This is a genomic window from Pantoea sp. X-Soil-TKNS-1207 (assembly GCF_059730485.1).
Genome location: NZ_AP035958.1, coordinates 1,970,516 through 1,995,775 on the forward strand (window position 1 = coordinate 1,970,516; position 25,260 = coordinate 1,995,775).

At 58.3% G+C, this 25,260-nt stretch carries 20 protein-coding genes; 9 read left to right on the forward strand and 11 right to left on the reverse strand.

Annotated features, from left to right (window positions below; translation table 11 throughout):
- Window positions 1-2 precede the first annotated feature (2 nt).
- The 6 genes from rsxD to ydgT form a co-directional block, all read right to left on the reverse strand.
- Complete coding sequence (gene rsxD / locus AC6I8V_RS09300; RefSeq protein ID WP_497845573.1) at window positions 3-1,061, reverse strand: electron transport complex subunit RsxD; 1,059 nt, start codon at window positions 1,059-1,061, stop codon at window positions 3-5.
- Window positions 1,062-3,491 (reverse strand): electron transport complex subunit RsxC, encoded by a 2,430-nt coding sequence (rsxC, locus tag AC6I8V_RS09305; RefSeq protein WP_497845574.1) that lies wholly within the window; start codon window positions 3,489-3,491, stop codon window positions 1,062-1,064.
- Window positions 3,484-4,062 (reverse strand): electron transport complex subunit RsxB, encoded by a 579-nt coding sequence (gene rsxB / locus AC6I8V_RS09310; RefSeq protein ID WP_497845575.1) that lies wholly within the window; start codon window positions 4,060-4,062, stop codon window positions 3,484-3,486. Before rsxB ends, rsxC begins: the two co-directional genes overlap by 8 nt.
- A complete protein-coding gene (rsxA, locus tag AC6I8V_RS09315) occupies window positions 4,062-4,643 on the reverse strand; it encodes an electron transport complex subunit RsxA (protein WP_497845576.1) in 582 nt (193 codons plus the stop codon). The genes rsxB and rsxA overlap by 1 nt, the downstream gene beginning before the upstream one ends.
- Before the next feature lie 123 nt (window positions 4,644-4,766).
- Window positions 4,767-5,210: a DUF2569 domain-containing protein gene (locus AC6I8V_RS09320; protein ID WP_497845577.1), complete on the reverse strand. Its 444-nt coding sequence runs from the start codon at window positions 5,208-5,210 to the stop codon at window positions 4,767-4,769.
- A 105-nt stretch (window positions 5,211-5,315) separates the two neighbouring features.
- Entirely contained in the window at window positions 5,316-5,531 is a 216-nt protein-coding gene (gene ydgT / locus AC6I8V_RS09325; protein ID WP_041525780.1) for a transcription modulator YdgT, read from the reverse strand.
- A gap of 673 nt (window positions 5,532-6,204) precedes the next feature.
- On the opposite strand from ydgT, the gene ytfQ reads away from it, so the two are divergent.
- From ytfQ to yjfF, 4 genes are read left to right on the forward strand one after another with little or no spacing between them, the layout of a single operon-like run.
- On the forward strand, window positions 6,205-7,161 hold the full coding sequence (gene ytfQ, locus AC6I8V_RS09330) for a galactofuranose ABC transporter, galactofuranose-binding protein YtfQ (RefSeq protein ID WP_497845578.1): 957 nt from the start codon (window positions 6,205-6,207) through the stop codon (window positions 7,159-7,161).
- Between the two features lie 55 nt (window positions 7,162-7,216).
- Window positions 7,217-8,737, forward strand: coding sequence for a sugar ABC transporter ATP-binding protein (locus tag AC6I8V_RS09335; protein ID WP_497845579.1), 1,521 nt, complete (start codon window positions 7,217-7,219; stop codon window positions 8,735-8,737).
- The gene (gene ytfT, locus AC6I8V_RS09340) at window positions 8,730-9,746 is read left to right on the forward strand and encodes a galactofuranose ABC transporter, ATP-binding protein YtfT (protein WP_497845580.1); all 1,017 of its coding nucleotides are present in this window, start codon (window positions 8,730-8,732) and stop codon (window positions 9,744-9,746) included. Before AC6I8V_RS09335 ends, ytfT begins: the two co-directional genes overlap by 8 nt.
- The gene (gene yjfF, locus AC6I8V_RS09345) at window positions 9,743-10,729 is read left to right on the forward strand and encodes a galactofuranose ABC transporter, permease protein YjfF (RefSeq protein ID WP_497845581.1); all 987 of its coding nucleotides are present in this window, start codon (window positions 9,743-9,745) and stop codon (window positions 10,727-10,729) included. Before ytfT ends, yjfF begins: the two co-directional genes overlap by 4 nt.
- 1,326 nt (window positions 10,730-12,055) lie before the next feature.
- Here yjfF and araA read toward each other — a convergent pair.
- Together araA and AC6I8V_RS09355 are read right to left on the reverse strand one after the other, a co-directional pair.
- Window positions 12,056-13,558 (reverse strand): L-arabinose isomerase, encoded by a 1,503-nt coding sequence (araA, locus tag AC6I8V_RS09350; protein WP_497845582.1) that lies wholly within the window; start codon window positions 13,556-13,558, stop codon window positions 12,056-12,058.
- Window positions 13,559-13,570: 12 nt separating this feature from the next.
- Window positions 13,571-15,256, reverse strand: a complete 1,686-nt coding sequence (locus AC6I8V_RS09355) for a ribulokinase (protein ID WP_497845583.1) — start codon at window positions 15,254-15,256, stop codon at window positions 13,571-13,573.
- 367 nt (window positions 15,257-15,623) lie between these two features.
- Here AC6I8V_RS09355 and AC6I8V_RS09360 point away from each other — a divergent pair, with 367 nt between their 5' ends.
- From AC6I8V_RS09360 to AC6I8V_RS09380, 5 genes are all read left to right on the forward strand, one after another.
- The gene (locus AC6I8V_RS09360; RefSeq protein ID WP_497845584.1) at window positions 15,624-16,607 is read left to right on the forward strand and encodes an arabinose ABC transporter substrate-binding protein; all 984 of its coding nucleotides are present in this window, start codon (window positions 15,624-15,626) and stop codon (window positions 16,605-16,607) included.
- A 66-nt stretch (window positions 16,608-16,673) separates the two neighbouring features.
- On the forward strand, window positions 16,674-18,197 hold the full coding sequence (gene araG / locus AC6I8V_RS09365; RefSeq protein ID WP_497845585.1) for an L-arabinose ABC transporter ATP-binding protein AraG: 1,524 nt from the start codon (window positions 16,674-16,676) through the stop codon (window positions 18,195-18,197).
- A gap of 17 nt (window positions 18,198-18,214) precedes the next feature.
- Window positions 18,215-19,201, forward strand: coding sequence for an L-arabinose ABC transporter permease AraH (gene araH, locus AC6I8V_RS09370; RefSeq protein WP_497845586.1), 987 nt, complete (start codon window positions 18,215-18,217; stop codon window positions 19,199-19,201).
- Window positions 19,202-19,272: 71 nt separating this feature from the next.
- Window positions 19,273-20,190 (forward strand): arabinose operon transcriptional regulator AraC, encoded by a 918-nt coding sequence (araC, locus tag AC6I8V_RS09375; RefSeq protein WP_497845587.1) that lies wholly within the window; start codon window positions 19,273-19,275, stop codon window positions 20,188-20,190.
- A 77-nt stretch (window positions 20,191-20,267) separates the two neighbouring features.
- A complete protein-coding gene (locus AC6I8V_RS09380; protein WP_497845588.1) occupies window positions 20,268-21,308 on the forward strand; it encodes an oxidoreductase in 1,041 nt (346 codons plus the stop codon).
- 48 nt (window positions 21,309-21,356) lie between these two features.
- Here the strand turns inward: AC6I8V_RS09380 and add are convergent, their stop codons facing one another.
- The 3 genes from add to malX all read right to left on the reverse strand — a co-directional run bounded on the left by add (window position 21,357) and on the right by malX (window position 25,238).
- A complete protein-coding gene (gene add, locus AC6I8V_RS09385; protein WP_497845589.1) occupies window positions 21,357-22,355 on the reverse strand; it encodes an adenosine deaminase in 999 nt (332 codons plus the stop codon).
- A 118-nt stretch (window positions 22,356-22,473) separates the two neighbouring features.
- On the reverse strand, window positions 22,474-23,649 hold the full coding sequence (locus tag AC6I8V_RS09390) for a MalY/PatB family protein (protein WP_497845590.1): 1,176 nt from the start codon (window positions 23,647-23,649) through the stop codon (window positions 22,474-22,476).
- Between the two features lie 2 nt (window positions 23,650-23,651).
- Window positions 23,652-25,238, reverse strand: a complete 1,587-nt coding sequence (gene malX, locus AC6I8V_RS09395) for a maltose/glucose-specific PTS transporter subunit IIBC (RefSeq protein WP_497845591.1) — start codon at window positions 25,236-25,238, stop codon at window positions 23,652-23,654.
- Window positions 25,239-25,260 lie beyond the last annotated feature (22 nt).

Genomic DNA, 25,260 nt, shown 5'->3' on the forward strand with positions numbered 1-25,260 from the left:
GATTAATCCTTGCGATGGCCGTAGACGCGCGGCTGAGTGTAGTAATCAATCAGCGGCACACAAATATTGGCCAGCAGCACCGCAAAGGCGACGCCGTCCGGATAACCGCCAAAGCTGCGGATCAGCCACACCAGCAAACCAATCAGCGCGCCGTAAATCAGACGGCCCCGGTTAGTGGTGGAGGCAGTGACCGGGTCGGTGGCGATAAAAAACGCACCCAGCATGGTCGCACCGGAGAACAGGTGAATCAGCGGCGAGTTCAGTGAATGCGGCGAAAACAGCCAGCCGAGGGTGGCGCAGAATGCCAGCGACAGCAAAAAGCTTGCCGGGATATGCCAGCGGATAGCGTTCTTAGCCAGCAGCAACATGCCGCCGAGCAGATAACCCAGGTTGACCCACTGCCAGCCCAGACCCGCCAGCACGCCGGTGTAAATCGGCTCCGCCAGCAGCTGTTCGGCGCTATGTCCGGCACGCAGCCCGGTTTTAAAGGTGTCGAGCGGCGTTGCCTGGCTGATACCATCTGCGCCGAGTTGCAGTTGCTGCATGGTTTCACCCGCCAGCGTGTGATGGGTGAAGATCATGCTGAGGGAATCGAGCAGACCGGGTTTGACCAGTTGCAGGGAGTCCGGCGGCATCCAGCTGGTCATCTGTACCGGGAAGGAGATCAGCAGCACCACATAACCGACCATCGCCGGGTTAAACGGGTTCTGTCCCAGCCCGCCATACAACTGTTTGGCGATAACAATGGCGAACACCGTACCGATCACCACCAGCCACCAGGGGGCTAACGGCGGCAGGCTGATGCCGAGCAGCAGGGCGGTAAGCAGCGCGGAGTTATCGGCCAGCGTTGGCACCACCGGGGTTTTACGCAGACGCAGAATCGCGCCTTCCGTTGCCCATGCGGTGGCAATCGCCAGCACCACCTGAATCAGAAAACCAACGCCAAAAAAATACCACTGCGCCGCCATGCCTGGCAGCGCCGCCAGCACCACCAATAGCATGATATTGCCGGTGCTGCGGCGGTTATGGGTATACGGGGAACTTGCGATACGAAAAGCCATTTAATCCTCAGACGTCGAAGGCTGCTGCTGCGCGGCTTTGCGCGCTTTGGCACGGGCGACCGCCGCAGCGATAGCCGCTTTACGTGGGTCGGCGGAGTCAGGAGACGCAGCGGCCTCCGGTTCGGGGGAATCGGTTGTGGCGGGCGTTGCAGCCTGCTGTGCCGCAGCGGCTTTTTTCGCTTTGGCGCGGGCAATGGCGGCTTCAACCGCCGCTTTGCGTGGATCGACGGTTTCCGCTGGTGCTTCAGCCACCGGCTCCGCAGCGGCTTTTTTCGCTTTGGCGCGGGCAATGGCGGCTTCAACCGTCGCTTTGCGTGGATCGACGATTTCCGCTGGCGCTTCAGCCACCGGCTCCGCCGCAGCGGCTTTTTTCGCTTTGGCGCGGGCAATGGCGGCTTCAACCGCCGCTTTGCGTGGATCGACGATTTCCGCTGGCGCTTCAGCCACCGGCTCCGCCGCAGCGGCTTTTTTCGCTTTGGCGCGGGCAATGGCGGCTTCAACCGCCGCTTTGCGTGGATCGACGATTTCCGCTGGCGCTTCAGCCACCGGCTCCGCAGCGGCTTTTTTCGCTTTGGCGCGGGCAATCGCGGCTTCAACCGCCGCTTTACGCGGGTCGACGGCTTCCGCTGGCGCTTCAGCCACCGGCTCCGCAGCGGCTTTTTTCGCTTTGGCGCGGGCAATGGCGGCTTCAACCGCCGCTTTACGTGGATCGACGGTTTCCGCTGGCGCTTCAGCCACCGGCTCCGCAGCGGCTTTTTTCGCTTTGGCGCGGGCAATCGCCGCTTCAACCGCCGCTTTACGCGGGTCGCCCGACTGACGGCTAAGCGCCTGGGTTTCGGCCTGCTTCTCAGCCTGACGCGCCAGCGCCTGGGCATGACGGGCTTCGCGTTCAGCCGCTTCCTGTTCCGGCGTTTTCTCCTGACGCGCTTTCACGCGCGCCACTGCCGCATCCAGTTCGCCCTGATCGCTGCGTGCAGCGCGCTGTTTCGCCTGTTCATGACGCGCTTCACGCGCCAGTTTTTCCCGCTCCAGACGCGCCTGGCGTGCTTCAAAGCGCGCTTTGGCTTCAGCGGTGCGTTTCGCTTCCAGATCGATGGCGCGCAGTTCGGCCTTCTCCTGGCGATAGTATTGCACCAGCGGAATATTGCTCGGGCAGACATAGGCACAGGCGCCGCATTCGATGCAGTCGTCAATATGGTGCGCGCGCGCTTTATCGTGGTCGCCGCCCTGGCTGTACCAGTAAAGCTGCTGTGGCAGCAGTTTGGCCGGGCAGGCATCGGCGCAGGCGCTGCAACGGATACAGGATTGTTCTTCCTGGTCGCTGCCCATTTCACTGGCCGCAGGCGCCAGAATACAGTTGGTGATTTTGACCACCGGCACATCCAGCGACGGCAGGGTAAAGCCCATCAGCGGGCCGCCCATAATCACCATCTGGCGCGGGCCGGGGGTAAATCCGGCATGATGCAGCAGGTGGCTGACCGGCGTACCCAGACGCCCCCAGACGTTACGTGGCTGGGCGATGGCTTCCCCGGTCAGGGTCACCACGCGTTCGGTAATTGGCTCACCGTCGACAATCGCCCGCTTCACCGCCCAGGCGGTGCCGACGTTTTGCATCAGCACGCCAATATCGGTCGAACGGCCGCCGTGCGGCACTTCCAGACCGGTGAGGATCTGCGTCAGCTGCTTCGCGCCGCCGGAAGGATATTTGGTGGGGATCACCCGCACCTGCAAATCGCGCTCGCCGCCCAGCGCCTGTTTCAGCGCCTGGATGGCTTCCGGTTTGTTGTCTTCCACACCGATCAATACGCGCTCCGCCTGCAATACCCAGGCGAGGATGCGGCAGCCTTCCAGCACTTCTGCCGCGCAGTCCTGCATCAGACGGTCATCGGCGGTGATATAGGGTTCACACTCGGCGGCGTTGATAATCAGGGTTTTCACCCCACGCAATCCGCCGCGCAGTTTGGTGGCGGTAGGGAAACCTGCGCCGCCAAGACCGGCAATACCGGCCTCATGAATGCGTTTCACCACGTTTTCACGCGGCAACGCACGGTAATCGGGGTGCGGATCGAGCGCGGTCCAGCGGTCTTCGCCGTCAGCGGTGAGAAAAATGCACAGCTCGGACAGCCCGGAAGGGTGCGCGGTCATATGCGGCGCAATGGCTTCGATAGTTCCTGACGTCGGCGCGTGCACCGGCAGCATCCGTCCGCTGCCGAAGGTCAGCGGCTGGCCGCGCAGCACCTTATCGCCGGGCGCAACGCAGATTTCGCCTTCGTGGCCGATATGTTGTTTCAGCGGAATGATAAAACGTTCAGGCAGCGGTAACTGGCTAAGCGGCGTACCGTTCGACTGTGTTTTCATTTCAGGCGGATGAATGCCGCCCTGAAAATCCCACAGCTTCTCTTTGCGGAACAGGTTGAGCAAATTAAGCATGACTTTCTACCGGGATCACCCGTACAGGAATAGTTTCGAGATCCCACTTCCAGTTGGCCGTGGTGGTGGCAACCGGACGCATCTCAATGCAGTCGGTCGGACAGGGGGCAACGCAGAGATCGCAGCCGGTGCAGACATCGCTCAGTACGGTATGCATGGCGCGGGTGGCGCCGACAATCGCGTCCACCGGGCAGGCCTGAATACACTTGGTGCAGCCGATACAGTTGGCTTCATCGATCCAGGCGACGGTACGCACCGGCGTCAGCACTTCTTCGCCGCCGTCCAGCGGTTGCGGATCAACGTTAAGCAGCGCCGCCAGTTTCAGCATGGTCTGCTCGCCGCCAGGGGCGCATTTGTTGATCGCTTCGCCGTTATTACCGACGGCATCGGCGTAGGGGCGACAGCCCGGATAACCGCACTGGCCGCATTGGCTTTGCGGCAGAATGGCATCAATCTGTTCAACAATCGGGTCTTCTTCCACCTCGAAACGACGCGAGGCGTAACCGAGCAGGGCGCCAAATACCAGGCTCAGGGCACTTAATACGGCAACAGCAATCCAAATCGCGGTCATCAGAATTTCACCAGACCGCTGAAGCCCATAAACGCCAGCGCCATCAGGCCAGCGGTGATCAGGGCAATCGAGGAACCTTTAAAGGGGGTTGGCACATTGGCCAGCACCAGGCGTTCGCGCATCCCGGCGAACAGTACCATCACCAGCGAGAAGCCGAGCGAGGCGCTAAAGCCATACAGCGCGGCCTGCAAAAAGGTGTGGTTCAGGTTGACGCTCAGCAACGGCACGCCCAGCACCGCACAGTTGGTGGTGATCAGCGGCAGAAAGATGCCAAGCAGGCGATAGAGTGACGGGCTGGTTTTGCGCACCACCATTTCGGTGAACTGCACCACCACGGCGATCACCAGGATATAGGCCATGGTACGCAGGTAGACCAGATCGAGCGGCACCAGAATCAGATGGTTAACCAGCCACGCGCAGATCGACGCCAGCGTAATCACGAAGGTAGTGGCAAGTCCCATGCCAATGGCCGTTTCCAGTTTTTTTGACACGCCCATAAATGGGCAAAGGCCGAGGAACTTTACCAACACGAAGTTGTTCACCAGCACGGTGCCAATAAAGAGAAGTAAATAATCGGTCATTATGAAACCTGGGAAGCCGAAAGGCGTCTATTATCCGGAATTGAGCGCCGCATCTCAACCCTGAGGCGGCCTGCGGCGCGGCTGAAAGCACTCAGAATTAAATTCCTGACGAAAGTCGCGCCATTACGGCTGGATAAACGTCTGTTTGACGCGCTGAGAGCGTTTGAAATAGGGAACAAATACCGCTGCGGCCAACAGGGACAGCAGTAAAGTCTGAATCGCTTTGCTGTCGGATACCGGGGTAAAGGCAAAAGTTTTCATTGCCAGCAGCACCGTCATCAGCAGCCACAAAATATAGTGACGCGGCAGACGACGCGAGCGTTGACAGAAAATCCAGCAAACCCAGATGCTGTAAAGCCAGACTAATGCCGCAGTCAGCAACGACACCGACCATTGGGTCAGCAGAATTCCGCCGTGCGAAAACAGCGTGCTGCGCAGCTCCGGGTTAAACAGCGGGCTGAGATACATCGCAACCACCAGCGCGCTGGTCAGCATGGTCATGATCAGCCACGCCAGCGGGAATAGCAGCCAGCCAGCAATACGCGGTGGAGTCACCTGTTCGGTCATGTAATTAATCCAGTTACCAGGGTAAGGGTGTTGCAGAGCGTATCATGTCCAAACGGGACACGCCCGACCTGGACAACGCAATAGTGTTGAGATGCAGAGCGCGAATTATACCACGTAACGCCAGACAGATTTCGGCACGCGGCCGAGATCGAACAGGCGACCGCCGGAAGCTAACTCAGCACGACGGTGATCGGCGGCGCGATACATATTGATGATCTCATTATCATCAGTAAGCGAATAATTGAGATGATCGTAGAGTTTTTCCAGACTCTCGAGATTATTCACTTTGCGGAATTTCAGCAGGTAATCTAGCGCAGTCATGATTGCCATTAAAAAATAAGGAACAGGGGAGTGCCCAAGTATAGGGAGCACGCGACGAGAGTCCATACACCAGTCACAAAAAAATTCAAAAATCAGACAAAGTGAGCTAATTCGCTCATCAGAAGGCATTTTTTTACCCTTTATGCCGTTCATCACGACCTTTTCTGGTGCATTCAGCGTCAATTTAACCCCGTCATTCGGGCGGTGGTGAGAAAATCTCACAACCTGTAACGACAAAATAGCGGGCGTTATTTTCCCCAATTTATAACGTTATTTCGCGGCGCAGCTCTGCTGGAATTTTCTATTTATTACCGACTGGTCGGTATTTTTTTGAACAGGCTGTGAAACAGCAAATCACAATGTGTGCGGGCAGTCACAAAACGACGAATTCCTTTAGTGAAAGCGTTATAACCATTCTTTACGCGGTGCCTGTAATCGTTTCCAGCATTGTGCAACATAAGCGATTCTGTTTATTACATTTATTTAACCGCAATAGCCAAAAATGACAGGTATTTTGTCCATAAGGTTGACCGGCTTTTTCAGTGCCTTCTCCTCGTAACCCCTTTAATTCACTCTGTTTTGTGAAGCAGGTCGCTCTCAGGAGCGCGCTTTTGCGCCAGGCTTAATCCGCGTTTGTACCCCTACAGCACACTCCCTTCAGAGGAATGAAATTATGTGGAAACGTTTACTCTTGTCCGCCATGGTGAGCACGGCACTCAGCGCACCGGTGATGGCCGCCGGTCTGACCGTGGGTTTCGCCCAGGTCGGCTCGGAATCCGGCTGGCGCGCAGCAGAAACCAGCGTGGCAAAAAGTGAAGCACAGAAGCGCGGCATCACGCTGAAAATCGCCGATGGTCAGCAGAAACAGGAAAACCAGATCAAGGCGGTGCGTTCGTTCATCGCGCAGGGTGTGGATGCCATCTTTATCGCGCCGGTGGTCCAGACAGGCTGGGAACCGGTGCTTGAAGAAGCCAAAGACGCGAAGATCCCGGTATTTTTACTCGACCGCGCCATCGTGGTGAATGATAAGTCGCTGTATGAGTCGGTGGTGACGGCGGATAACGTACTGGAAGGCAAACTGATTGGCGACTGGCTGGTGAAAACCGTCGGCAGCAAGCAGTGTAACGTGGTGGAACTGCAAGGCACCGTCGGTGCCAGCGTGGCGATTGACCGTAAAAAAGGGTTTGCCGAAGCCATCGCCGGACACAACAACATCAAGATCATCCGTTCCCAGTCTGGCGACTTTACCCGCAGTAAAGGTAAAGAGGTGATGGAAAGCTTTATCAAGGCGGAGAACAACGGCAAAAACATCTGCATGGTGTTTGCGCATAACGATGACATGGTGATCGGTGCCATTCAGGCGATCAAAGAAGCCGGTCTGAAACCGGGTAAAGATATCCTGACCGGCTCGATTGATGGTGTGCCGGATCTGTATAAAGCGATGCTGGCCGGTGAAGCCAACGCCAACGTCGAGCTGACGCCAAATATGGCCGGTCCGGCATTTGATGCGCTGGAGAAACTGAAAAAAGACGGCACCCAGCCGCCGAAAATCATCAGAACCGAATCGAGACTCTTCCTGCCCGCAGATGCGCAGGCGCAACTCGATAAGAAAAAAGACATGGGCTACTGATCCCCGCACCGCCCTTCGGGGCGGTTTTTCATGACGTAAGGCGAGGCAGATCCGTATGAGCACACCACAAGAAGAAGCACTGCTGTCCATCAGCGGCGTCAGCAAAGGTTTTCCTGGCGTGAAAGCGCTGGATAACGTCTCGTTCAGCATCCGCAAAGGCGAAATCATGGCGCTGCTGGGGGAGAACGGGGCCGGAAAATCCACGCTGATCAAAGTGCTGACCGGCGTTTATAGCCGCGATGCGGGCGTCATTACCCTGAACGGCACCGCGATTACACCGCACAGCACCGGCGATGCGCAGGCGATGGGCATCGGAACCGTTTACCAGGAAGTCAACCTGCTGCCGAATATGTCGGTGGCGGACAATTTATATATCGGCCGCGAACCGCGCCGGTTTGGCATGATCGATCGCAAACGCATGGTGCGCGATGCCGATGCGCTGATGCGCAATTACGGTTTTGCCCTGGACGTGACGCGCCAGCTGGGTCACTACTCGGTGGCGATGCAGCAGATTATCGCCATCTGTCGCGCGGTGGATCTGTCGGCGCAGGTGCTGATCCTCGACGAACCGACCGCCAGCCTCGACGCCAGCGAAGTTGAAATGTTATTTACCCTGATGGCGCAGCTGAAAGCCAAAGGGATGAGCCTGATTTTTGTCACCCATTTTCTCGATCAGGTGTATCGCATCACCGATCGGATTACGGTGCTGCGTAACGGCCAGTTTATCGCCACCCGCGACACCGCATCGCTGCCGCGTATTGAGCTGATTAAACTGATGCTGGGGCGTGAACTGCTGGAAACCGCCTTGCAGCGTCAGGGCAGCACGCTGCGCAGCAATCAGCCGGTGGTGGCGTTTGAAGATTACGGCAAGAAGGGCACCATCGAACCGTTCAGCTTACAGGTGCGACCGGGCGAAGTGGTCGGTCTGGCCGGGCTGCTGGGTTCCGGGCGGACGGAAACCGCCGAAGTCTTATTTGGTATTCGCCGCGCCGATCGCGGCACCGCCACCATCAAGGGAAAAGTGCAGCAAATCCGCACGCCAGCCAAAGCATCAAAACTGGGCATGGGGTTTTGCCCGGAAGACCGGAAAACCGACGGCATTATTGGCAAGGCGTCGGTGCGGGAAAATATTATCCTGGCGCTACAGGCGCAGCGCGGCTGGCTGCGGCCGATTAAAAAACGTGAACAGCAGGCGATTGCGGATCGTTTTATCAAAAGCCTTGGCATCCGCACCCCTCATGCTGAGCAGTCGGTGGAGTTGCTGTCGGGCGGCAATCAGCAGAAGGTGCTGCTGTCGCGCTGGCTGGTGACCAAACCCCAATTTCTGATCCTCGACGAACCGACGCGCGGCATCGATGTAGGTGCCCACGCCGAGATTATTCGTCTGATTGAATCCCTGTGTGCCGATGGACTGGCGCTGCTGGTTATCTCCTCTGAACTCGAAGAATTGGTGGGTTACGCCGATCGCGTATTAATCATGCGTGATTTGAAGCAGGTGGCTGAAATCCCGCTGGAGCAGCTGTCGGTGGCGTCGATTGTCAACGCCATTGCGCACGGAGGAGAACAACATGCTTGAATCCCATATGACGCCTGAAAAACCCAACCGGCGGAAGCCGAAACTGCCGCCCGGTATGCCGCAAATCGCTGCGCTGATTCTGGTGCTGCTGGTCGATAGCCTGGTGGCGAACAGCTTTTTTGCCGTGCATGTACAGGACGGCCGCCTGTTCGGCAGCCCCATCGATATTCTCAACCGCGCGGCGCCGGTGGCGTTGCTGTCGGTGGGGATGACGCTGGTGATTGCCACCGGCGGCATTGATCTTTCGGTGGGGGCGGTGATGGCGATTGCCGGGGCGACCGCCGCGACCCTGACGGTGGCGGGACACGGTTTGCCGTTTGTTATTCTTGCCACCCTCGGCACCGGGCTGGCCTGCGGCTTATGGAACGGCGTGCTGGTGGCGCTGCTGCGCATTCAGCCGTTCGTTGCCACGCTCATCCTGATGGTGGCGGGGCGCGGTATCGCTCAGCTGATCACCCAGGGGCAAATCGTCACCTTCGATAACGATAATCTGGCGTGGTTCGGCAGCGGCGCGCTGTGGCTGTTGCCGGTGCCGGTGTGGATCACCCTGGTGGTGGCGCTGGCGGTGTGGCTGCTGACGCGCAAAACCGCGCTGGGGCTGTTTATCGAAGCCGTCGGGATCAACCTGCGCGCTGCGCGCAATGCCGGGGTGACCGGCTGGCTGGTGGTGATGTCGACCTACGCCATCAGCGGCGTTTGTGCCGCGGTGGCCGGTTTGATTGTTGCGGCGGATATCCGTGGGGCCGATGCCAACAACGCCGGGCTATGGCTGGAGCTGGACGCGATTCTGGCGGTCGTGATTGGTGGCGCCTCGCTGATGGGCGGGCGCTTCAATCTGGTGCTGTCGCTGATTGGCGCGCTGATTATCCAGTCGATGAATACCGGGATTCTGCTGTCGGGCTTTCCGCCGGAGTTGAATCAGGTGGTGAAAGCGGTAGTGGTGATGTGCGTGCTGTTGCTGCAATCACCGCGCTTTCTGGCGATGCTGAAACGGAAACGTCCATCATGATTAAACGTCATCTTCCGCTCATGATTACCCTGCTGGTGTTTGTCGCCGGTTATCTGTTCTGTCTGAGTCAGTTTCCGGGCTTCGCATCCACGCGGGTGATCTGCAATATCCTCACCGATAACGCCTTTCTCGGCATTATCGCCGTCGGCATGACGTTTGTGATCCTCTCCGGCGGTATTGATCTGTCGGTGGGGGCGGTGATCGCTTTTTCCGGCGTGTTTCTCGCGCGTCTGATTGGCGATTACCATGTCGATCCTTTGCTGGCGTTTGCGCTGGTACTGGCGCTTGGCGCGCTGTTCGGCGCCATGATGGGCTGGCTGATCGATGCGTTAAAGATTCCGGCGTTTATTATTACCCTCGCCGGGATGTTTTTTCTGCGTGGTTGCAGCTATCTGGTGTCCGAGAACTCGATTCCGATTGACCATCCGTTATATACCACGCTGTCGAGCATGGCGTGGAAGATCCCCGGCGGCGGCCGTCTGAGTCTGCTGGCGGTGATTATGCTGGTGGTGGTGCTGGGCGGCATCATTCTGGCGCACCGCACGCGCTTCGGTAATCAGGTGTACGCTATCGGCGGCAACCTGACTTCAGCTCAGCTGATGGGGATTTCAACGCGCGCCACCACCATCAAGATTTATATGCTGTCGACCACCCTTGCCACGCTGGCGGGCATTGTGTTCTCCATCTATACCTCGGCGGGTTATGCGCTGGCGGGGCTGGGCGTGGAACTGGATGCCATCGCCTCGGTGGTGATTGGCGGCACGCTGCTCTCCGGCGGCGTAGGCACGGTGCTGGGTACGCTGTTTGGGGTGCTGATTCAGGGGCTGATTCAGACCTGGATCAACTTCGACGGCACCCTGAGTTCGTGGTGGACCAAGATCGCGATCGGCATTCTGCTGTTTGCCTTTATCGCGTTGCAACGCCTGCTGACGGTGATGTGGGATCGCCAGCAGAATGCACCGGTCAAGCGCTTAACCTCCTGAACCTTAGTTCCCTCTCAACCGCAAGGTGGTCATTTATGACCACCTTTTTAGGTTTGTGCGGCTTGTGAAATGGTCGCGATAAATCGCGACCCTACATGAAGGTGCGGGGTGGTCATTTATGACCACCTTTTTAGGTTTGTGCGGCTTGTGAAATGGTCGCGATAAATCGCGACCCTACATGAAGGTGCGGGGTGGTCATTTATGACCCCCTTTTTGGTTTTGTGCGGTTGGTGAAACGGTCGCGATAAACCGCGACCCTACATGAAGGTGCGGGGTGGTCATTTATGACCCCCTTTTTGGTTTTGTGCGGTTGGTGAAACGGTCGCGATAAATCGCGACCCTGCGCGGAGTTGTAGGGTGGTCATTTATGGCCACCTTGTTGGTTTTGTGCGGCTTGTGAAACGGTCGCGATAAATCGCGACCCTACGTGAAGGTGCGGGGTGGTCAATTATGACCACCTTTTTAGATTTGTGCGGCTTGCGAAACGGTCGCGATAAACCGCGACCCGGCGCGGAGTTGTAGGGTGGTCATTAATGACCACCTTTTTAGGTTTGTGCGGCTTGTTAAACGGTCGCGATAAACCGCGACCCTACATGAAGGTGCGGGGTGGTCATTTATGACCCCCTTGTTAGTTTTGGGCGTTTGGTAAAACGGTCGCGATAAATCGCGACCCTACGTGAAGGTGCGGGGTGGTCATTTATGGCCACCTTGTTGGTTTTGTGCGGCTTGTGAAACGGTCGCGATAAACCGCGGCCCAACGAGGAGTTGTAGGGTGGTCATTTATGGCCACCTTGTTGGTTTTGTGCGGCTTGTTAAACGGTCGCGATAAATCGCGACCCTACATGAAGGTGCGGGGGGGCATTTATGACCCCCTTGTTGGTTTTGTGCGGCTTGTGAAACGATCGCGATAAATCGCGACCCTACATGAAGGTGCGGGGTGGTCATTTATGACCCCCTTGTTGGTTTTGTGCGGCTTGTGAAATGGTCGCGATAAATCGCGACCCTACGTGAAGGTGCGGGGTGGTCATTTATGACCACCTTTTTAGATTTGTGCGGCTTGCGAAACGGTCGCGATAAACCGCGACCCTACCGGAGTTGTAGGGTGGTCATTTATGGCCACCTTGTTGGTTTTGTGCGGCTTGTTAAACGGTCGCGATAAATCGCGACCCTACCGGAGTTGTAGGGTGGTCATTTATGACCACCTTTTTTGGTTTTGTGCGTTTGGTAAAACGGTCGCGATAAACCGCGTCGCTACGGCCTGGTGCGGTGGATAAAAAAAGCCGCGACTGCTCGCGGCCTTTCAGGTTTCAGCTAATCAATCGGCGGTTAACGCATCAGGCGGTAATAGGCTTCATTCCAGCGCAGCGCATCTTTAAACGCCGGCAGACGGGTTTCCTCATCAATCACCAGCACCTCAATACCGTTCAGCTCGCCGTACAGATACAAATCGTCGAGATCCAGCGCCTGGCTGAACACCGTATGGTGTGCGCCGCCCGCCAGAATCCACGCCTCGGAGGCGGTGGCCAGCGACGGTTGCGCACGCCACAGCGCACGGGCGACCGGCAGCTTCGGCAGCGGTTTTGGCTGCTCGATGGCGTCCACCACATTCACCAGCAGACGGAAACGGTCGCCGAGATCGATCACGCTGGCATTAACCGCGCGCCCGGCCGGGGTGGAGAAAATCAGACGGGCCGGATCGGCTTTACCGCCAATGCCGAGGAACTGCACATCAATCAGCGGCTTCTCCTCTTTGGCGATGGAAGGACACACTTCCAGCATATGCGAACCCAGCACCAGGTCGTTGCCCGGTGAGAAGTGATAGGTGTAATCCTCCATAAAGGAGGTGCCGCCAGGGCGATTGCCAGCCTGAACTTTCAGGATGTGCAGCAGCGCGGCCGTCTTCCAGTCACCTTCACCGGCGAAGCCGTAGCCCTGGCCCATCAGACGTTGCACCGCCAGACCCGGCAGCTGCGTCATGCCATGCAGCGTCTGGAAATTGGTGGTGAAGGCTTTACAGCCTTCCGCATCGAGGAAACGCTTCAGCCCCAGCTCAATCCGCGCCGCATCCAGCACGTTCTGACGCTTCTCACCGTTCACCGCCGCCACATCGCTAAAACGATACTGGCTTTCATACACGTCGATCAGGGCATTGACGTCGCCATCGCTGACGCTATTCACCACCTCGACCAAATCGCCGACGCCCCAGCCGTTCACCGCATAGCCGAACTGGATCTGCGCGGCGACTTTATCGCCCTCGGTCACAGCCACTTCGCGCATATTGTCGCCGAAACGCGCCACTTTCAGCTGGTGGCTGGCCTGTTTCGCCTGCGCGGCACGGATCCAGCGGCCAATGCGCTGCTGGCTCTCTTTATCCTGCCAGTGCCCGGTCACCACGCTGTGTTGCAGCCCCATACGCGCGCCGATAAAACCGAACTCGCGGCCGCCGTGGGCGGTCTGATTCAGGTTCATAAAATCCATATCCATGCTGTCCCACGGGATCTCCGCATTGAACTGGGTATGGAATTGCAGCAGCGGCTTATTGAGGATGCTCAGGCCACCGATCCACATTTTGGCCGGCGAGAAAGTATGCAGCCAGGTAATAATCCCGACGCATTCATTGGCATGATTCGCCTCGCGGCACAGCGCCAGCGCTTCATCCGGCGATTTCACCAGCGGCTTCAGCACCAGTTGCAGCGGCAGGGTGCCGCTCTGGTTCAGGCCATCCATCACCTGGCGGGCGTGCTGCTCCACCTGGCGTAAGGTTTCCGCCCCGTAGAGGTGTTGCGTACCAATGACAAACCACACCTGTTGTGTGTTGTGCTGTTCCATAAAACCACTCCTTTACTTAGCGGACGCGGTGCGCGCGGCATACTGGGGTTCAGCGGCCTGGCACCAGTTTTGATAGCGTTGATAAAGTTGTTGATAGCGCGCGACGCGCTGGCTATCCGGTTGCAGCGTGGCGGCAATCGGGCTGGCCATCACCTGCTGCGCTGCCGGGACGTCGTGGTAAACCTGCGCGGCGACGGCGGCAAAAATGGCGGCGCCGAGGGCGCAACATTCGTCAGAGGCGACGATATCCAGCGGACGGTTCATCACGTCGCAGCAGGCCTGCATGATGGCCGGGGATTTGCGGGCGATGCCGCCGAGCGTCAGCACGTTCTCCACCGGGATCTGCTGTTGTTCGAAACACTCCATAATGGCGCGCGCACCAAAGGCGGTGGCGGCGATCAGTCCGCCAAACAGCGCCGGGGCATCGGTGCCGAGATTCAGGTCGGTTATCACGCCTTTCAGGCGCTGGTTGGCATCCGGGGTGCGGCGACCGTTGAACCAGTCGAGCACCACCGGCAGATGATCGAGCTGCGGATCAGCAGCCCAGGCGTCGGTAAGCTGGCGGATCAGATCCTGTTGCAGACGCGCCAGCTGCGGTTGCAGCTCGGGATGGGCAATCGCCGCCTGTTGCAGCGGCCAGCCAAGCAGACGACTAAACCAGGCGTAGATATCCCCGAAGGCGGATTGTCCGGCTTCACAACCAATGGCGCCCGGCATCACGCTGCCGTCGACCTGGCCGCAAATGCCTTTGATGGCGCGATCGCCGACCTTTTCACTGTCGGCAATCAGGATGTCGCAGGTGGAGGTGCCAATCACCTTCACCAGCGTATAAGGCTGCGCACCGGCACCCACCGCGCCCATATGGCAGTCGAAGGCGCCACCCGACAGCACAACGTCGGTCGACAGGCCCAGGCGCTGCGCCCATTCGGCGCTCAGGGTGCCGACCGGGACGTCAGCGGTCCAGGTCTCGCTAAACATCGGGCAGTCGAGCTGTTCAGTCAGCAGCGGGTCGAGCGCATTAAGGAAGTCGGCGGCGGGCAGCCCCTGCCAGTCGGGATGCCAGAGGGATTTGTGTCCGGCGGCACAACGACCGCGACGCAGCTGCTGTGGCGCGGTGGTGCCGCTCAGCAGCGCAGGCACCCAGTCGCACAGCTCCACCCAGGAGACGGCGGCGTCGCGCACCGCGGCATCTGCGCGTGAGACATGCAGAATCTTGGCCCAGAACCACTCCGAGGAATAAATGCCGCCGATATAGCGGGTGTAATCGGTGAAGCGACCGCTGTGGCACAGCTGGTTGATCTCCTCCGCCTCTTCAATGGCGGTATGATCTTTCCACAACACAAACATCGCGTTTGGGTTGTCGGCAAATTCCGCGCGTAACGCCAGCACGTTGCCGTCGCGATCGATCGGCGCCGGGGTGGAGCCGGTACTGTCAACGCCAATCCCGCGCACTATTGCGCGCTGTTCCGGGCTAAGCGCCTGCACCACCGTCACCAGCGCCTGCTCCAGCGCATCAATATAGTCCTGCGGATGATGGCGGAAGCGGTTAGCGTGCGCATCGCAAAACAATCCTTTGGCCCAGCGGGGATAGTTAACCACCGCTTTTTCCAGTTCTTTGCCACTGTGGCAATCCACGGCCAGGGCGCGGACCGAATCACTACCAAAATCCAGCCCGATTGTTATGGCGCCAGCACCCATTGAGACTCTCCTGTGTAAGTTATCTGTGCCTATCCTGGAATGGGCTGGACCAGAGGGTTAGGCATCCCCGGCTGAGAATATGCACTTTTCTGCCATTAGCAGGCGTTTCGTGATCCACTGCAAAAGTTAATGGCCGGTTAAATTTGCTGAATATATGGAGGATTTTGTCGGCTTTTCGGGATGTGATACCGCTCTACATTTTTCTTGCCTTTTCCCGCTACAACTAGCCCAGCGTTTGCACAGCCTTTGTACAAACCTTGTCCTAACGCGCTGATTTTGCGCTGTACCCGTAAGTGAAATCAGATTGGTAGCGTTTACACCGATTCGTTTATAGCAGGCGAAAAACACCATTGTGCCGGAGAGCATCATGCATAAATTCACTAAAACGTTGGCGGCTGTGGGTCTCGCTGCGCTTATGTCACATTCCGCTATCGCCGAGACCATGAAGCTCGGTTTTCTCGTCAAACAACCGGAAGAACCCTGGTTCCAGACTGAGTGGCGCTTTGCTGACAAAGCGGGCAAAGATCTCGGCTTTGAAGTGATCAAAATCGCCGTTCCCGACGGTGAAAAAACCCTGAACGCCATCGACAGCCTGGCCGCCAGCGGGGCTAAAGGTTTTGTTATCTGTACCCCGGACCCGAAACTGGGGTCGGCGATTGTGGCGAAAGCGCGCAGTTACAACCTGAAAGTGATTGCTGTCGACGATCAGTTCGTCAACGCCAAAGGCAAACCGATGGACTCGGTGCCGCTGGTAATGATGGCGGCGACGAAGATCGGCGAGCGCCAGGGACAGGAACTGTATAAAGAGATGCAAAAACGCGGCTGGAATGCCAAAGAGACCGGCGTGATGGCGATCACCGCCAACGAGCTGGATACCGCGCGCCGTCGCACCAGTGGCTCGATGGACGCGCTGAAAGCGGCGGGCTTCCCGGCCAGCCAGATCTATCAGGTGCCCACCAAATCCAACGATATCCCAGGGGCGTTTGACGCCGGCAACTCGCTGCTGGTGCAGCACCCGCAGGTGAAACACTGGCTGATTATCGGCATGAATGACAACACCGTGCTGGGCGGCGTGCGCGCCACCGAAGGTCAGGGCTTTAAAGCGCCGGATGTGATCGGCATCGGCATCAACGGCGTGGATGCGGTGAGCGAGCTTTCCAAAGCCGAAGCGACCGGCTTCTACGGCTCGCTGCTGCCAAGCCCGGACGTACACGGTTATAAGAGCAGCCAGATGCTGTATGACTGGGTAACCAAAGGCAAAGAACCGGCGAAATTCACCGAAGTAACCGATGTGGTGCTGATCACCCGCGATAACTTCAAAACTGAACTGGCGAAAAAAGGGCTGATGTAAATCCGTCGCGTGCGCTCTGTGCCTCAAAGGTACAGAGCGCTTCATTACTCACGATATGGAGTTTCCATGAATAGCACTGATTCTGCTTTTCTGTCGTTTCATGGCATCAGCAAAACGTTTCCAGGTGTGAAGGCGTTGCAGGATATCTCGTTCAGCTGCCGTGCCGGTGAAGTCCATGCGCTGATGGGAGAAAACGGGGCAGGTAAATCCACCCTGCTGAAAATTCTCAGCGGCAGCTATCAGCCCACATCCGGCGAGATCCACATCAAAGGCCAGCCGGTGCGTTTTAATCACACCACCGAAGCGCTGGATGCCGGGGTGGCGATCATTTATCAGGAACTGCATCTGGTGCCGGAAATGAGCGTGGCGGAGAACATCTATCTCGGCCAGATCCCGCATCGTCATGGGCTGGTCAACCGCAAGCTGCTGCGCTACGAAGCCGGACTTCAGCTGAAAAATCTGGGAATGGATATCGATCCGGATATGCCGCTGAAGTACCTGTCGCTCGGCCAGTGGCAGATGGTGGAGATTGCTAAAGCGCTGGCGCGCAATGCCCGCATTATCGCCTTTGACGAGCCGACCAGCTCGCTGTCGGCGCGTGAGATCGAACATCTGTTCCGGGTGATCCGTCAGCTGCGCGAGCAGGGCCGGGTGGTGCTGTATGTTTCGCATCGTATGGAGGAGATTTTTGCCCTCAGCGACGCCATCACCGTGTTTAAAGATGGCCGCTACGTGCGCACCTTCACCGACATGAAAAACACCCACCATGAAGACCTGGTACAGGCGATGGTGGGCCGCAATCTGGGGGATATCTATGGTTACGCGCCGCGTGATTTGGGCGCCGTGCGTTTGCAGCTGGACCAGGTGGAGGCGAAGGGCGTGCGTATGCCCATTTCGTTAGAGGTCCGGGCGGGTGAAATCGTCGGGCTGTTCGGCCTGGTTGGGGCTGGCCGTAGCGAACTGATGAAAGGCCTGTTTGGCGCCACCCGGTTGCGCGGCGGCACGGTGTCGCTGGATGGTAAGGCGCTCAACATCCGGAAGCCCATCGACGCCATTCGCGCCGGCATTATGCTGTGCCCGGAAGATCGCAAATCGGAAGGCATTATTCCGGTGCACTCGGTACGCGACAACATCAACATCAGCGCGCGTCGTCACAATCTCACCGCCGGTTGCCTGATTAAACCGGGCTGGGAGACGAAAAATGCCGACAGCCATATTCGTTCACTCAACATCAAAACCCCCCACGCGCAGCAGCTGATTATGAATCTGTCCGGCGGCAACCAGCAGAAGGCGATTCTTGGCCGCTGGCTGTCGGAGGAGATGAACGTGATCCTGCTGGACGAGCCGACGCGCGGCATTGATGTTGGCGCAAAACATGAGATCTACCACCTGATTTATCAACTGGCAAACAAAGGTATTGCCGTGTTGTTTGCTTCCAGCGATCTGCCCGAAGTGATGGGCCTTGCCGACCGTATCATCGTGATGCGCGAGGGCGAAATTGCCGGTGAACTGCCACACGACCGTGCCACGGAACAGCTGACCCTGAGCCTGGCGATGCCGAAAACCCCTCAAGCGGCCGCCGTGGCCTGATGTAAAGGAGAGCAATTATGGCTTCATCTACCACTTCCAATACGCCACCGGTGCAGCGCAGCGGCCTGCAACTGGGGCGTATCTGGGATAACTTCGGCATGTTGGTGGTGTTCGCGCTGCTATTTATTGCCTGTACCATTTTTGTCCCCAATTTCGGCACCTTTATCAATATGAAAGGGCTGGGCCTGGCGATGTCGATGTCCGGCATGGTGGCATGTGGGATGCTGTTCTGCCTCGCATCGGGCGATTTTGACCTGTCAGTGGCGTCGGTAATTGCCTGTGCGGGCGTGGTCACTGCGGTGGTGATCAACCTGACGGAAAGCCTGTGGATTGGCGTGGCTGCCGGGTTGCTGCTGGGCATGGTCACCGGTTTTATCAACGGCTTCGTCATCGCCCGGCTGAAGATCAATGCATTGATCACCACGCTGGCGACCATGCAGATTGTGCGCGGACTGGCGTATATCTTCTCCGACGGTAAAGCGGTCGGCATCGAAGATGAGCGCTTTTTCACCCTCGGCTATGCCAACTGGCTCGGCTTACCGGCCCCGATCTGGCTGACCATCGCCACCATGATCGTGTTCGGCTTTCTGCTGAACAAAACCACCTTTGGCCGCAACACCCTGGCGATTGGCGGCAACGAAGAGGCGGCGCGGCTGGCGGGCGTACCGGTGGTGCGTACGCGCATTATCATCTTTATCCTCTCCGGCCTGGTGTCGGCGGCGGCAGGCATCATCCTGGCGTCACGCATGACCAGCGGCCAGCCGATGACGTCGCTGGGGTATGAGTTGATCGTGATCTCCGCCTGTGTGCTGGGTGGCGTGTCGTTGAAAGGCGGTATCGGCAAAATCTCTTACGTGGTGGCCGGGGTACTGATCCTCGGGACCGTTGAGAATGCGATGAATCTCCTGAATATCTCGCCTTTCTCACAGTATGTGGTGCGCGGTTTGATACTGTTAGCGGCGGTGATTTTTGACCGCTACAAACAGAAAAATAAAGCTGCCTGAGAGGGCATTTGCAGCGGGACGGCACGGGCCGTCCCATTTCGGTAATCAATCACGCGAAAAGCGAGGGCATTATGTACCACCGTGAACCCCCTGTGGCACAACAAAACCCGTTGTTACCGGGCTATCCCTTCAATGCCTGGCTGGTCGCCGGGCTGACGCCGATTACCGCCGATGGGCCGCTTGATTTTTTTATCGACCGTCCGCTCGGGATGAAAGGCTATATCCTCAATCTGACCATCAAAGGTGAAGGTCGGGTGTTTGACGGCGAGCAGGGATTTGACTGCCAGCCGGGCGATATGTTGCTGTTTCAGCCGAAAACGCCGCACTACTATGGCCGCGCGCCGGACAGCCCATGCTGGTTCCACCGCTGGGTCTATTTCCGCCCACGCGCCTACTGGACCGACTGGCTGCAATGGCAGGATGAGGCGCAGGGAGTGGGGCGTTTACGGTTGCCGGAAGTGCAGCGTGCCGAATTTGACCGGCTGTTCGCCAGCATCGAACAGACGCACAACTCCGGGCGCCGCTTTGCCGAGGAGCTGGCAATGAATCTGCTGGAGCGTCTGTTGCTGCGCGCGGTGGAGGAAGATCCGCGCAGCCATCAGCAAATCCGCGATCCGCGTGTGATTGAAGCCTGCCAGTACGTCACCAATCATCTGGCCAGCGAGGTGAAAATTGAGGAGGTGGCGCGTCACGTTTGTCTGTCGCCGTCGCGCCTCGCCCATCTGTTTCGCGAGCAGATGGGGATCAACATGCTGCGCTGGCGCGAGGACCAGCGGGTGATCCGTGCCAAGCTGCTGTTGCAGACCACCCAGGAACCCATCGCTTCGGTTGGCCGTGAAGTGGGCTATGACGACCAGCTCTATTTTTCACGCGTGTTCCGCAAACGGGTTGGCGTCAGCCCCAGCGATTTCCGTCGCAAAAGCCAGGATGCGCACGATGCCTTTGTGGCGCAGGAGAGCTGGCAACCAGCACGGAGTGCTATCTCCTGAGTTTTCAGGTGATTCCGCCTTGTTCTTACCGGCTGATTCGTCTTAAATCAGTCTGGTAACGAACAAGAGGAATAAGAATGAGCGATAAACTTCGTGTCGGCCTGATTGGCTACGGTTTTGCGAGTAAAACCTTCCATGCACCGCTGATCGCCGGAACGCCGGATGTGGAGCTGGCGGCGATCTCCAGCAGTGACGCCAGCAAAGTTCATGCTGACTGGCCGTCGGTGCAGGTTGTTTCCGATCCCCAGGCGCTGCTGGACGATCCGACGCTGCAACTGATTGTCATTCCTACCCCGAACGATACCCATTTCCCGTTAGCCAAAGCGGCGCTGAACGCGGGCAAACATGTGGTGGTGGATAAGCCTTTTACCGTCACCCTGTCCCAGGCGCGCGAGCTGGATGCGCTGGCAAAAGCCAAAGGTCTGCTGCTGTCGGTATTCCATAACCGCCGCTGGGACAGCGATTTCCTGACGCTGAAATCGCTGCTGGCTGATGGCACCCTTGGCGAGGTGCGCTATCTGGAATCGCATTTCGACCGTTTCCGCATCGAAGTGCGTCAGCGCTGGCGTGAGATGAAAGGGCCGGGCAGCGGCATCTGGTTCGATCTGGGACCGCATGTGCTGGATCAGGCGTTGCAGCTGTTTGGTACGCCGGTGGCGATCAACGTCGATATGGCTGAACTGCGTCCGGGTGCGCAAACCACCGACTATTTCCACGCCACGCTGACCTATCCGCAGCGCCGCGTGGTGCTGCACGCCAGTATGCTGGTGGCGGCCGAGTCGCCGCGTTTTGTGGTGCACGGTACGCGCGGCAGCTATGTGAAATATGGCCTCGACCCGCAGGAGGATCGCCTGAAGTCAGGCGCGCGTCCACCGCAGGAAGAGTGGGGCTACGATATGCGCGATGGCGTGCTGACGCTGGTGGATGGGGATGTGATGGTGGAGAAAGCGCTGCTGACGCTGCCAGGCAACTACCCGGCCTACTATGCCGCGGTGCGTGACGCTATCGCCGGAACCGGCGCGAACCCGGTCACTGCCGAGGACGCGATTCAGGTGATGGAGCTGATTGAGCTGGGGTTACAGTCAGCCGAGAAGCGCCAGACCCTGTCAATGAAGTAACCTATAACACGGCTCCCTCTCCCCTGACGGGAGAGGGGACCGACCTCATTATCCCGCCACACGCGCCCGTAACGCCGCTTTCTCGGCATCGCTCAGGAACGCAATCGTCAGACCATTTTCCTGTGCCTGGCGCATTTCGGCTGCGTTCAGGCCCGCCTGCGGTGCCGCGACCTGATATTCATGCGCCAGCTCGATACCCTGAACCGCCGGATCGTCGGTGTTAATGGTGGCGAGAATGCCGTGGTTAAGAAACGCTTTCAGCGGATGGCTGGCGAACGAGGAGACGGTGCTGGTCTGAATGTTGGAGGTCAGACAGGATTCGATACCAATCCTCTGGTCAGCCAGAAAATCCATCAGCGCGCGATCTTCAATCGCTTTCACGCCGTGACCGATACGCTCGGCACCCAGTTCACGAATCGCCTGCCAGATACTTTCCGGACCAGCCGCTTCACCGGCATGGACGGTAATGCGGAAACCGGCATCGCGCGCGCGGTTAAAGTGGCTGAGGAATTCGCTGCCGGGGAAGCCCAGCTCGTCACCCGCCAGATCGACGGCGGTGATGCCCGCGCGATGCGCCAGTAAACCTTCCAGCTCGCGCAGGCAGGCTTCTTCGCCAAAGGTACGGCTCATGATGCCGATCAGACGCACATCCACGCCGTACTGCTGCACACCGGCGCGCACGCCATCGATCACCGCTTCAACCACCCCGGCAATCGGCAACTGGTGCGTCATCGCCATATAGCCCGGCGAGAAACGCAGCTCGGCGTAGTGAATTCCCGCGCGTGCGGCGTCTTCGACGTTTTCCAGCGCGATGCGGCGGCAGGCATCAAGATCGCCCAGCACCTTCACGCCCCAGTCGAGTTTCTGCAGAAAGCTCACCAGATCCGGTTCGTTTTCCGTCACCTGCACATGCGGACGCAGGGCGTCGAGGGTGGTGGCAGGCAGGGTGAGGTTAAACTGGCGACCCAGATCAAGAATGGTTTGCGCACGGATGTTGCCATCAAGGTGGCGGTGGATGTCGGTAAGAGGAATTTTGGAATCAATCATGGCGCACTCGCTGAGTTATCATAAAGTGCAGAGCATTATAAAAATATCTTGCGCAACAGCGCCAGCGATTTGCGCAAATGCGTGGGCAGATGCTGCATAAAGCAGCATCTGCCGGGTTTCAGCACGATTGCAACGCGGCAATCAGGCGGTTGAGGCCTTCATCCAGTTTGGTGCGCGGACAACCGGCGTTGAGCCGCAGCCAGCCGCGGCTGGCCTCGCCGTATGTAGAGCCGGGCATCATCGCGACTTTCTGCTGCTCAATCAGCCGTCGTTGCAGCTGCTGCTCATCCACACCGAGAGGGTTGAGGTCGATCCACGCCAGATAGGTGGCCTCCGGTGGCTGCCAGTTCAGCTGTGGGAAAGCGCCGTTCAGCCGTTGTGCCACCTGCTGCATATTGCCGCGAAGATAACCGCGCAGCGCATCCAGCCACGGGGCACCTTCGCGGTAAGCTGCAATGGTGGCCGTCAGCGCCATTACCGCCGGTGATGATAAGCCATCCTGTTGCTTGAGCGCGCGGAACCACGTCTGCCGATCATGGGCGTCTGGGATGATACCCCAGGCCCCGGTCAGCGCCGGGATGTTGAAGCTTTTCGAGGCAGAGGTGAACAGCGCCCAGCCCGATTGTGCCACTTCGCTCCACGGCAGGTGACGCGCATCGCTCAACACCATATCCATATGGATCTCATCGCTGATCACCTTCACTCCGTGTTTTGCACAGAGCGCGGCCATCTGGCGCAGCTCGTCAGCCTGCCACACCTTACCGGTGGGGTTATGGGGGCTGCACAGCAGCATCACTTTGCAGCGTGGCCGGGCGAGTCGTGCCTCAAGCTGTGACATATCACAACGCCACTGTGCGCCGTCCGGTTGCAATGGCAGCGCCAGTACCCGGCGCTGATTGCTTCCGATGGTGTGATAAAAGGCATCATACGCCGGGGTATGGATCAGCACTTCATCATCCGGCAGTGTCCAGTGGCGCAACAGCTGCGCCACCAGATAGATCACCGACGGGCCGTAGACCACAGCCTCGGTGGCAACATTGCTGGCGAAGCGGCTGCGCATCCAGTGCTGAATCGCGCCGATAAAATCGTCGTGCTGCCAGCGGCTATAGCCGAACACGCCATGATCCAGCCGCTGCTGCAATGCAGTAATGACGCATGGCGCGGTGGAGAAATCCATATCAGAGATGGTGAACGGCAACAGATCGGGTACGCCGAAACGGTCGGCGACAAAATCCCACTGGGTGCACCAGCTGCCGTGGCGGTCGATCGGCAGGTCAAAGTTGAAGTCCTGCATGGTTACACCGTCACGCTCATCAGCTGGGCCATTTCATCTTTGACCGACTGCACCTGCGGGCCAATCACCACCTGAATGCTGGTCTGATTAAGGTGCACCACGCCGATGGCGCCGTTGGCCTTCAGCGCCGCATCATCGACTTTGCTCATATCCGCCACCGTCAGACGCAGACGCGTCAGACAGTTATCCAGCGATGTGATGTTCTGTACGCCGCCAAGCGCCGCCAGGATCGCGGGGGTGTTGTAGCCCGATTTACCCACGCCTGCGCGGCTGACCTGCTGCTCAACCTGGCTGTTGTCAGCTTCGCGGCCGGGGGTTTTGATGTTGAAACGCATAATGGCGAAACGGAAGATGCTGTAGTAACCGGCAAACCACAGTGCGGCAATCACCGGCACCCAATACCATTTGGTTGACAGGCCATGCAGTACGCCGAACACCAGAAAATCAATCACGTTACCGTCGGTATTGCCGATGGTGACGCCCAGTATCGCCATCACGGTAAAGCCGAGGCCGGTGAGCAGTGCGTGGATCACGTACAGTACTGGCGCAACGAACAGGAACAGAAATTCAATGGGTTCGGTGGTGCCGCCTACCACGCAGGCCACCACGCCGGAGATCAGCAGCCCTTTAATTTTATGGCGATTCTCCGGGCGGGCGCAGTGGTACATCGCCAGCGCCGCCCCCGGCAGGCCGCCCAGGAAGGCAGGCATTTTACCCTGCGACAGGAAACGCGTGGCGCTCTCGGCAAAGCCCTGGGTCGATGGACAGGCCAGCTGTGCCTGAAAGATAGTTAGCGCACCGCTGACCGAATGGCCACACACGTCCAGGGTGCCACCGGCATCGGTAAAGCGAATAATCGCCACCAGAATATGTTGCAGACCGAATGGCAGCAGCAGGCGTTCGCCGGTGCCAAACATCATCGGACCGAACTCGCCTGCGCTGTTGATCATCCAGCCCAATCCGGTGATAGCACGGGCAAACCACGGCCAGATCAACGGCACCACCAGCCCCAACACGCCCATCACCAGGGTGGTAATGATTGGCACAAAGCGCGTGCCGCCGAAGAACGCCAGCGCATCCGGCAGACGGATATTGTGAAATCGCTCGTGCAGCCAGAACACAATAATGCCGACGATTACCGCGCCAAGAATACCGGTATCGATAGACGGGATGCCGAGGATGGTCTGAACGTTGTTAGCTTTCAGCACCGCAGCATCTGTAGTGGGCAGGATACCGTTAATATTCAGCCAGAAATTGATGCTGAGATTGAGCACCGCATAACCGACGAACCCGGCGAATGCGGCCACGCCTTTGTTCTCACGCGCCATGCCGAGTGGGATGGCGATGGCAAACATCACCGGCAGATAGCTGAAGGCAAAAGAGCCGATTTTTGCCATCCAGATAAACAGATATTGCAGCAGCGGCTGGTCCAGCAACGGGATCAGCGTCAGGACATCATGGCTGCTGAGCGAGCTACCAATACCGAGCATAATGCCGCAAAACGACAGCAGCGCCACCGGCAACATAAAGGTCTTACCCAGACTTTGAAAAAACTCCCATAGCGACATCTTTGTTCGGCTGGTGGACATAATCTCTCCTGGCAAAAAGTAA

What these genes read in the sequence shown, in the direction of transcription:
- rsxD (WP_497845573.1), bottom strand. Translation starts at nt 1,061, where the DNA reads ATGGCTTTTCGTATCGCAAGTTCCCCGTATACCCATAACCGCCGCAGC.
- rsxC (WP_497845574.1), bottom strand. Translation starts at nt 3,491, where the DNA reads ATGCTTAATTTGCTCAACCTGTTCCGCAAAGAGAAGCTGTGGGATTTT.
- rsxB (WP_497845575.1), bottom strand. Translation starts at nt 4,062, where the DNA reads ATGACCGCGATTTGGATTGCTGTTGCCGTATTAAGTGCCCTGAGCCTG.
- rsxA (WP_497845576.1), bottom strand. Translation starts at nt 4,643, where the DNA reads ATGACCGATTATTTACTTCTCTTTATTGGCACCGTGCTGGTGAACAAC.
- AC6I8V_RS09320 (WP_497845577.1), bottom strand. Translation starts at nt 5,210, where the DNA reads ATGACCGAACAGGTGACTCCACCGCGTATTGCTGGCTGGCTGCTATTC.
- ydgT (WP_041525780.1), bottom strand. Translation starts at nt 5,531, where the DNA reads ATGACTGCGCTAGATTACCTGCTGAAATTCCGCAAAGTGAATAATCTC.
- ytfQ (WP_497845578.1), top strand. Translation starts at nt 6,205, where the DNA reads ATGTGGAAACGTTTACTCTTGTCCGCCATGGTGAGCACGGCACTCAGC.
- AC6I8V_RS09335 (WP_497845579.1), top strand. Translation starts at nt 7,217, where the DNA reads ATGAGCACACCACAAGAAGAAGCACTGCTGTCCATCAGCGGCGTCAGC.
- ytfT (WP_497845580.1), top strand. Translation starts at nt 8,730, where the DNA reads ATGCTTGAATCCCATATGACGCCTGAAAAACCCAACCGGCGGAAGCCG.
- yjfF (WP_497845581.1), top strand. Translation starts at nt 9,743, where the DNA reads ATGATTAAACGTCATCTTCCGCTCATGATTACCCTGCTGGTGTTTGTC.
- araA (WP_497845582.1), bottom strand. Translation starts at nt 13,558, where the DNA reads ATGGAACAGCACAACACACAACAGGTGTGGTTTGTCATTGGTACGCAA.
- AC6I8V_RS09355 (WP_497845583.1), bottom strand. Translation starts at nt 15,256, where the DNA reads ATGGGTGCTGGCGCCATAACAATCGGGCTGGATTTTGGTAGTGATTCG.
- AC6I8V_RS09360 (WP_497845584.1), top strand. Translation starts at nt 15,624, where the DNA reads ATGCATAAATTCACTAAAACGTTGGCGGCTGTGGGTCTCGCTGCGCTT.
- araG (WP_497845585.1), top strand. Translation starts at nt 16,674, where the DNA reads ATGAATAGCACTGATTCTGCTTTTCTGTCGTTTCATGGCATCAGCAAA.
- araH (WP_497845586.1), top strand. Translation starts at nt 18,215, where the DNA reads ATGGCTTCATCTACCACTTCCAATACGCCACCGGTGCAGCGCAGCGGC.
- araC (WP_497845587.1), top strand. Translation starts at nt 19,273, where the DNA reads ATGTACCACCGTGAACCCCCTGTGGCACAACAAAACCCGTTGTTACCG.
- AC6I8V_RS09380 (WP_497845588.1), top strand. Translation starts at nt 20,268, where the DNA reads ATGAGCGATAAACTTCGTGTCGGCCTGATTGGCTACGGTTTTGCGAGT.
- add (WP_497845589.1), bottom strand. Translation starts at nt 22,355, where the DNA reads ATGATTGATTCCAAAATTCCTCTTACCGACATCCACCGCCACCTTGAT.
- AC6I8V_RS09390 (WP_497845590.1), bottom strand. Translation starts at nt 23,649, where the DNA reads ATGCAGGACTTCAACTTTGACCTGCCGATCGACCGCCACGGCAGCTGG.
- malX (WP_497845591.1), bottom strand. Translation starts at nt 25,238, where the DNA reads ATGTCCACCAGCCGAACAAAGATGTCGCTATGGGAGTTTTTTCAAAGT.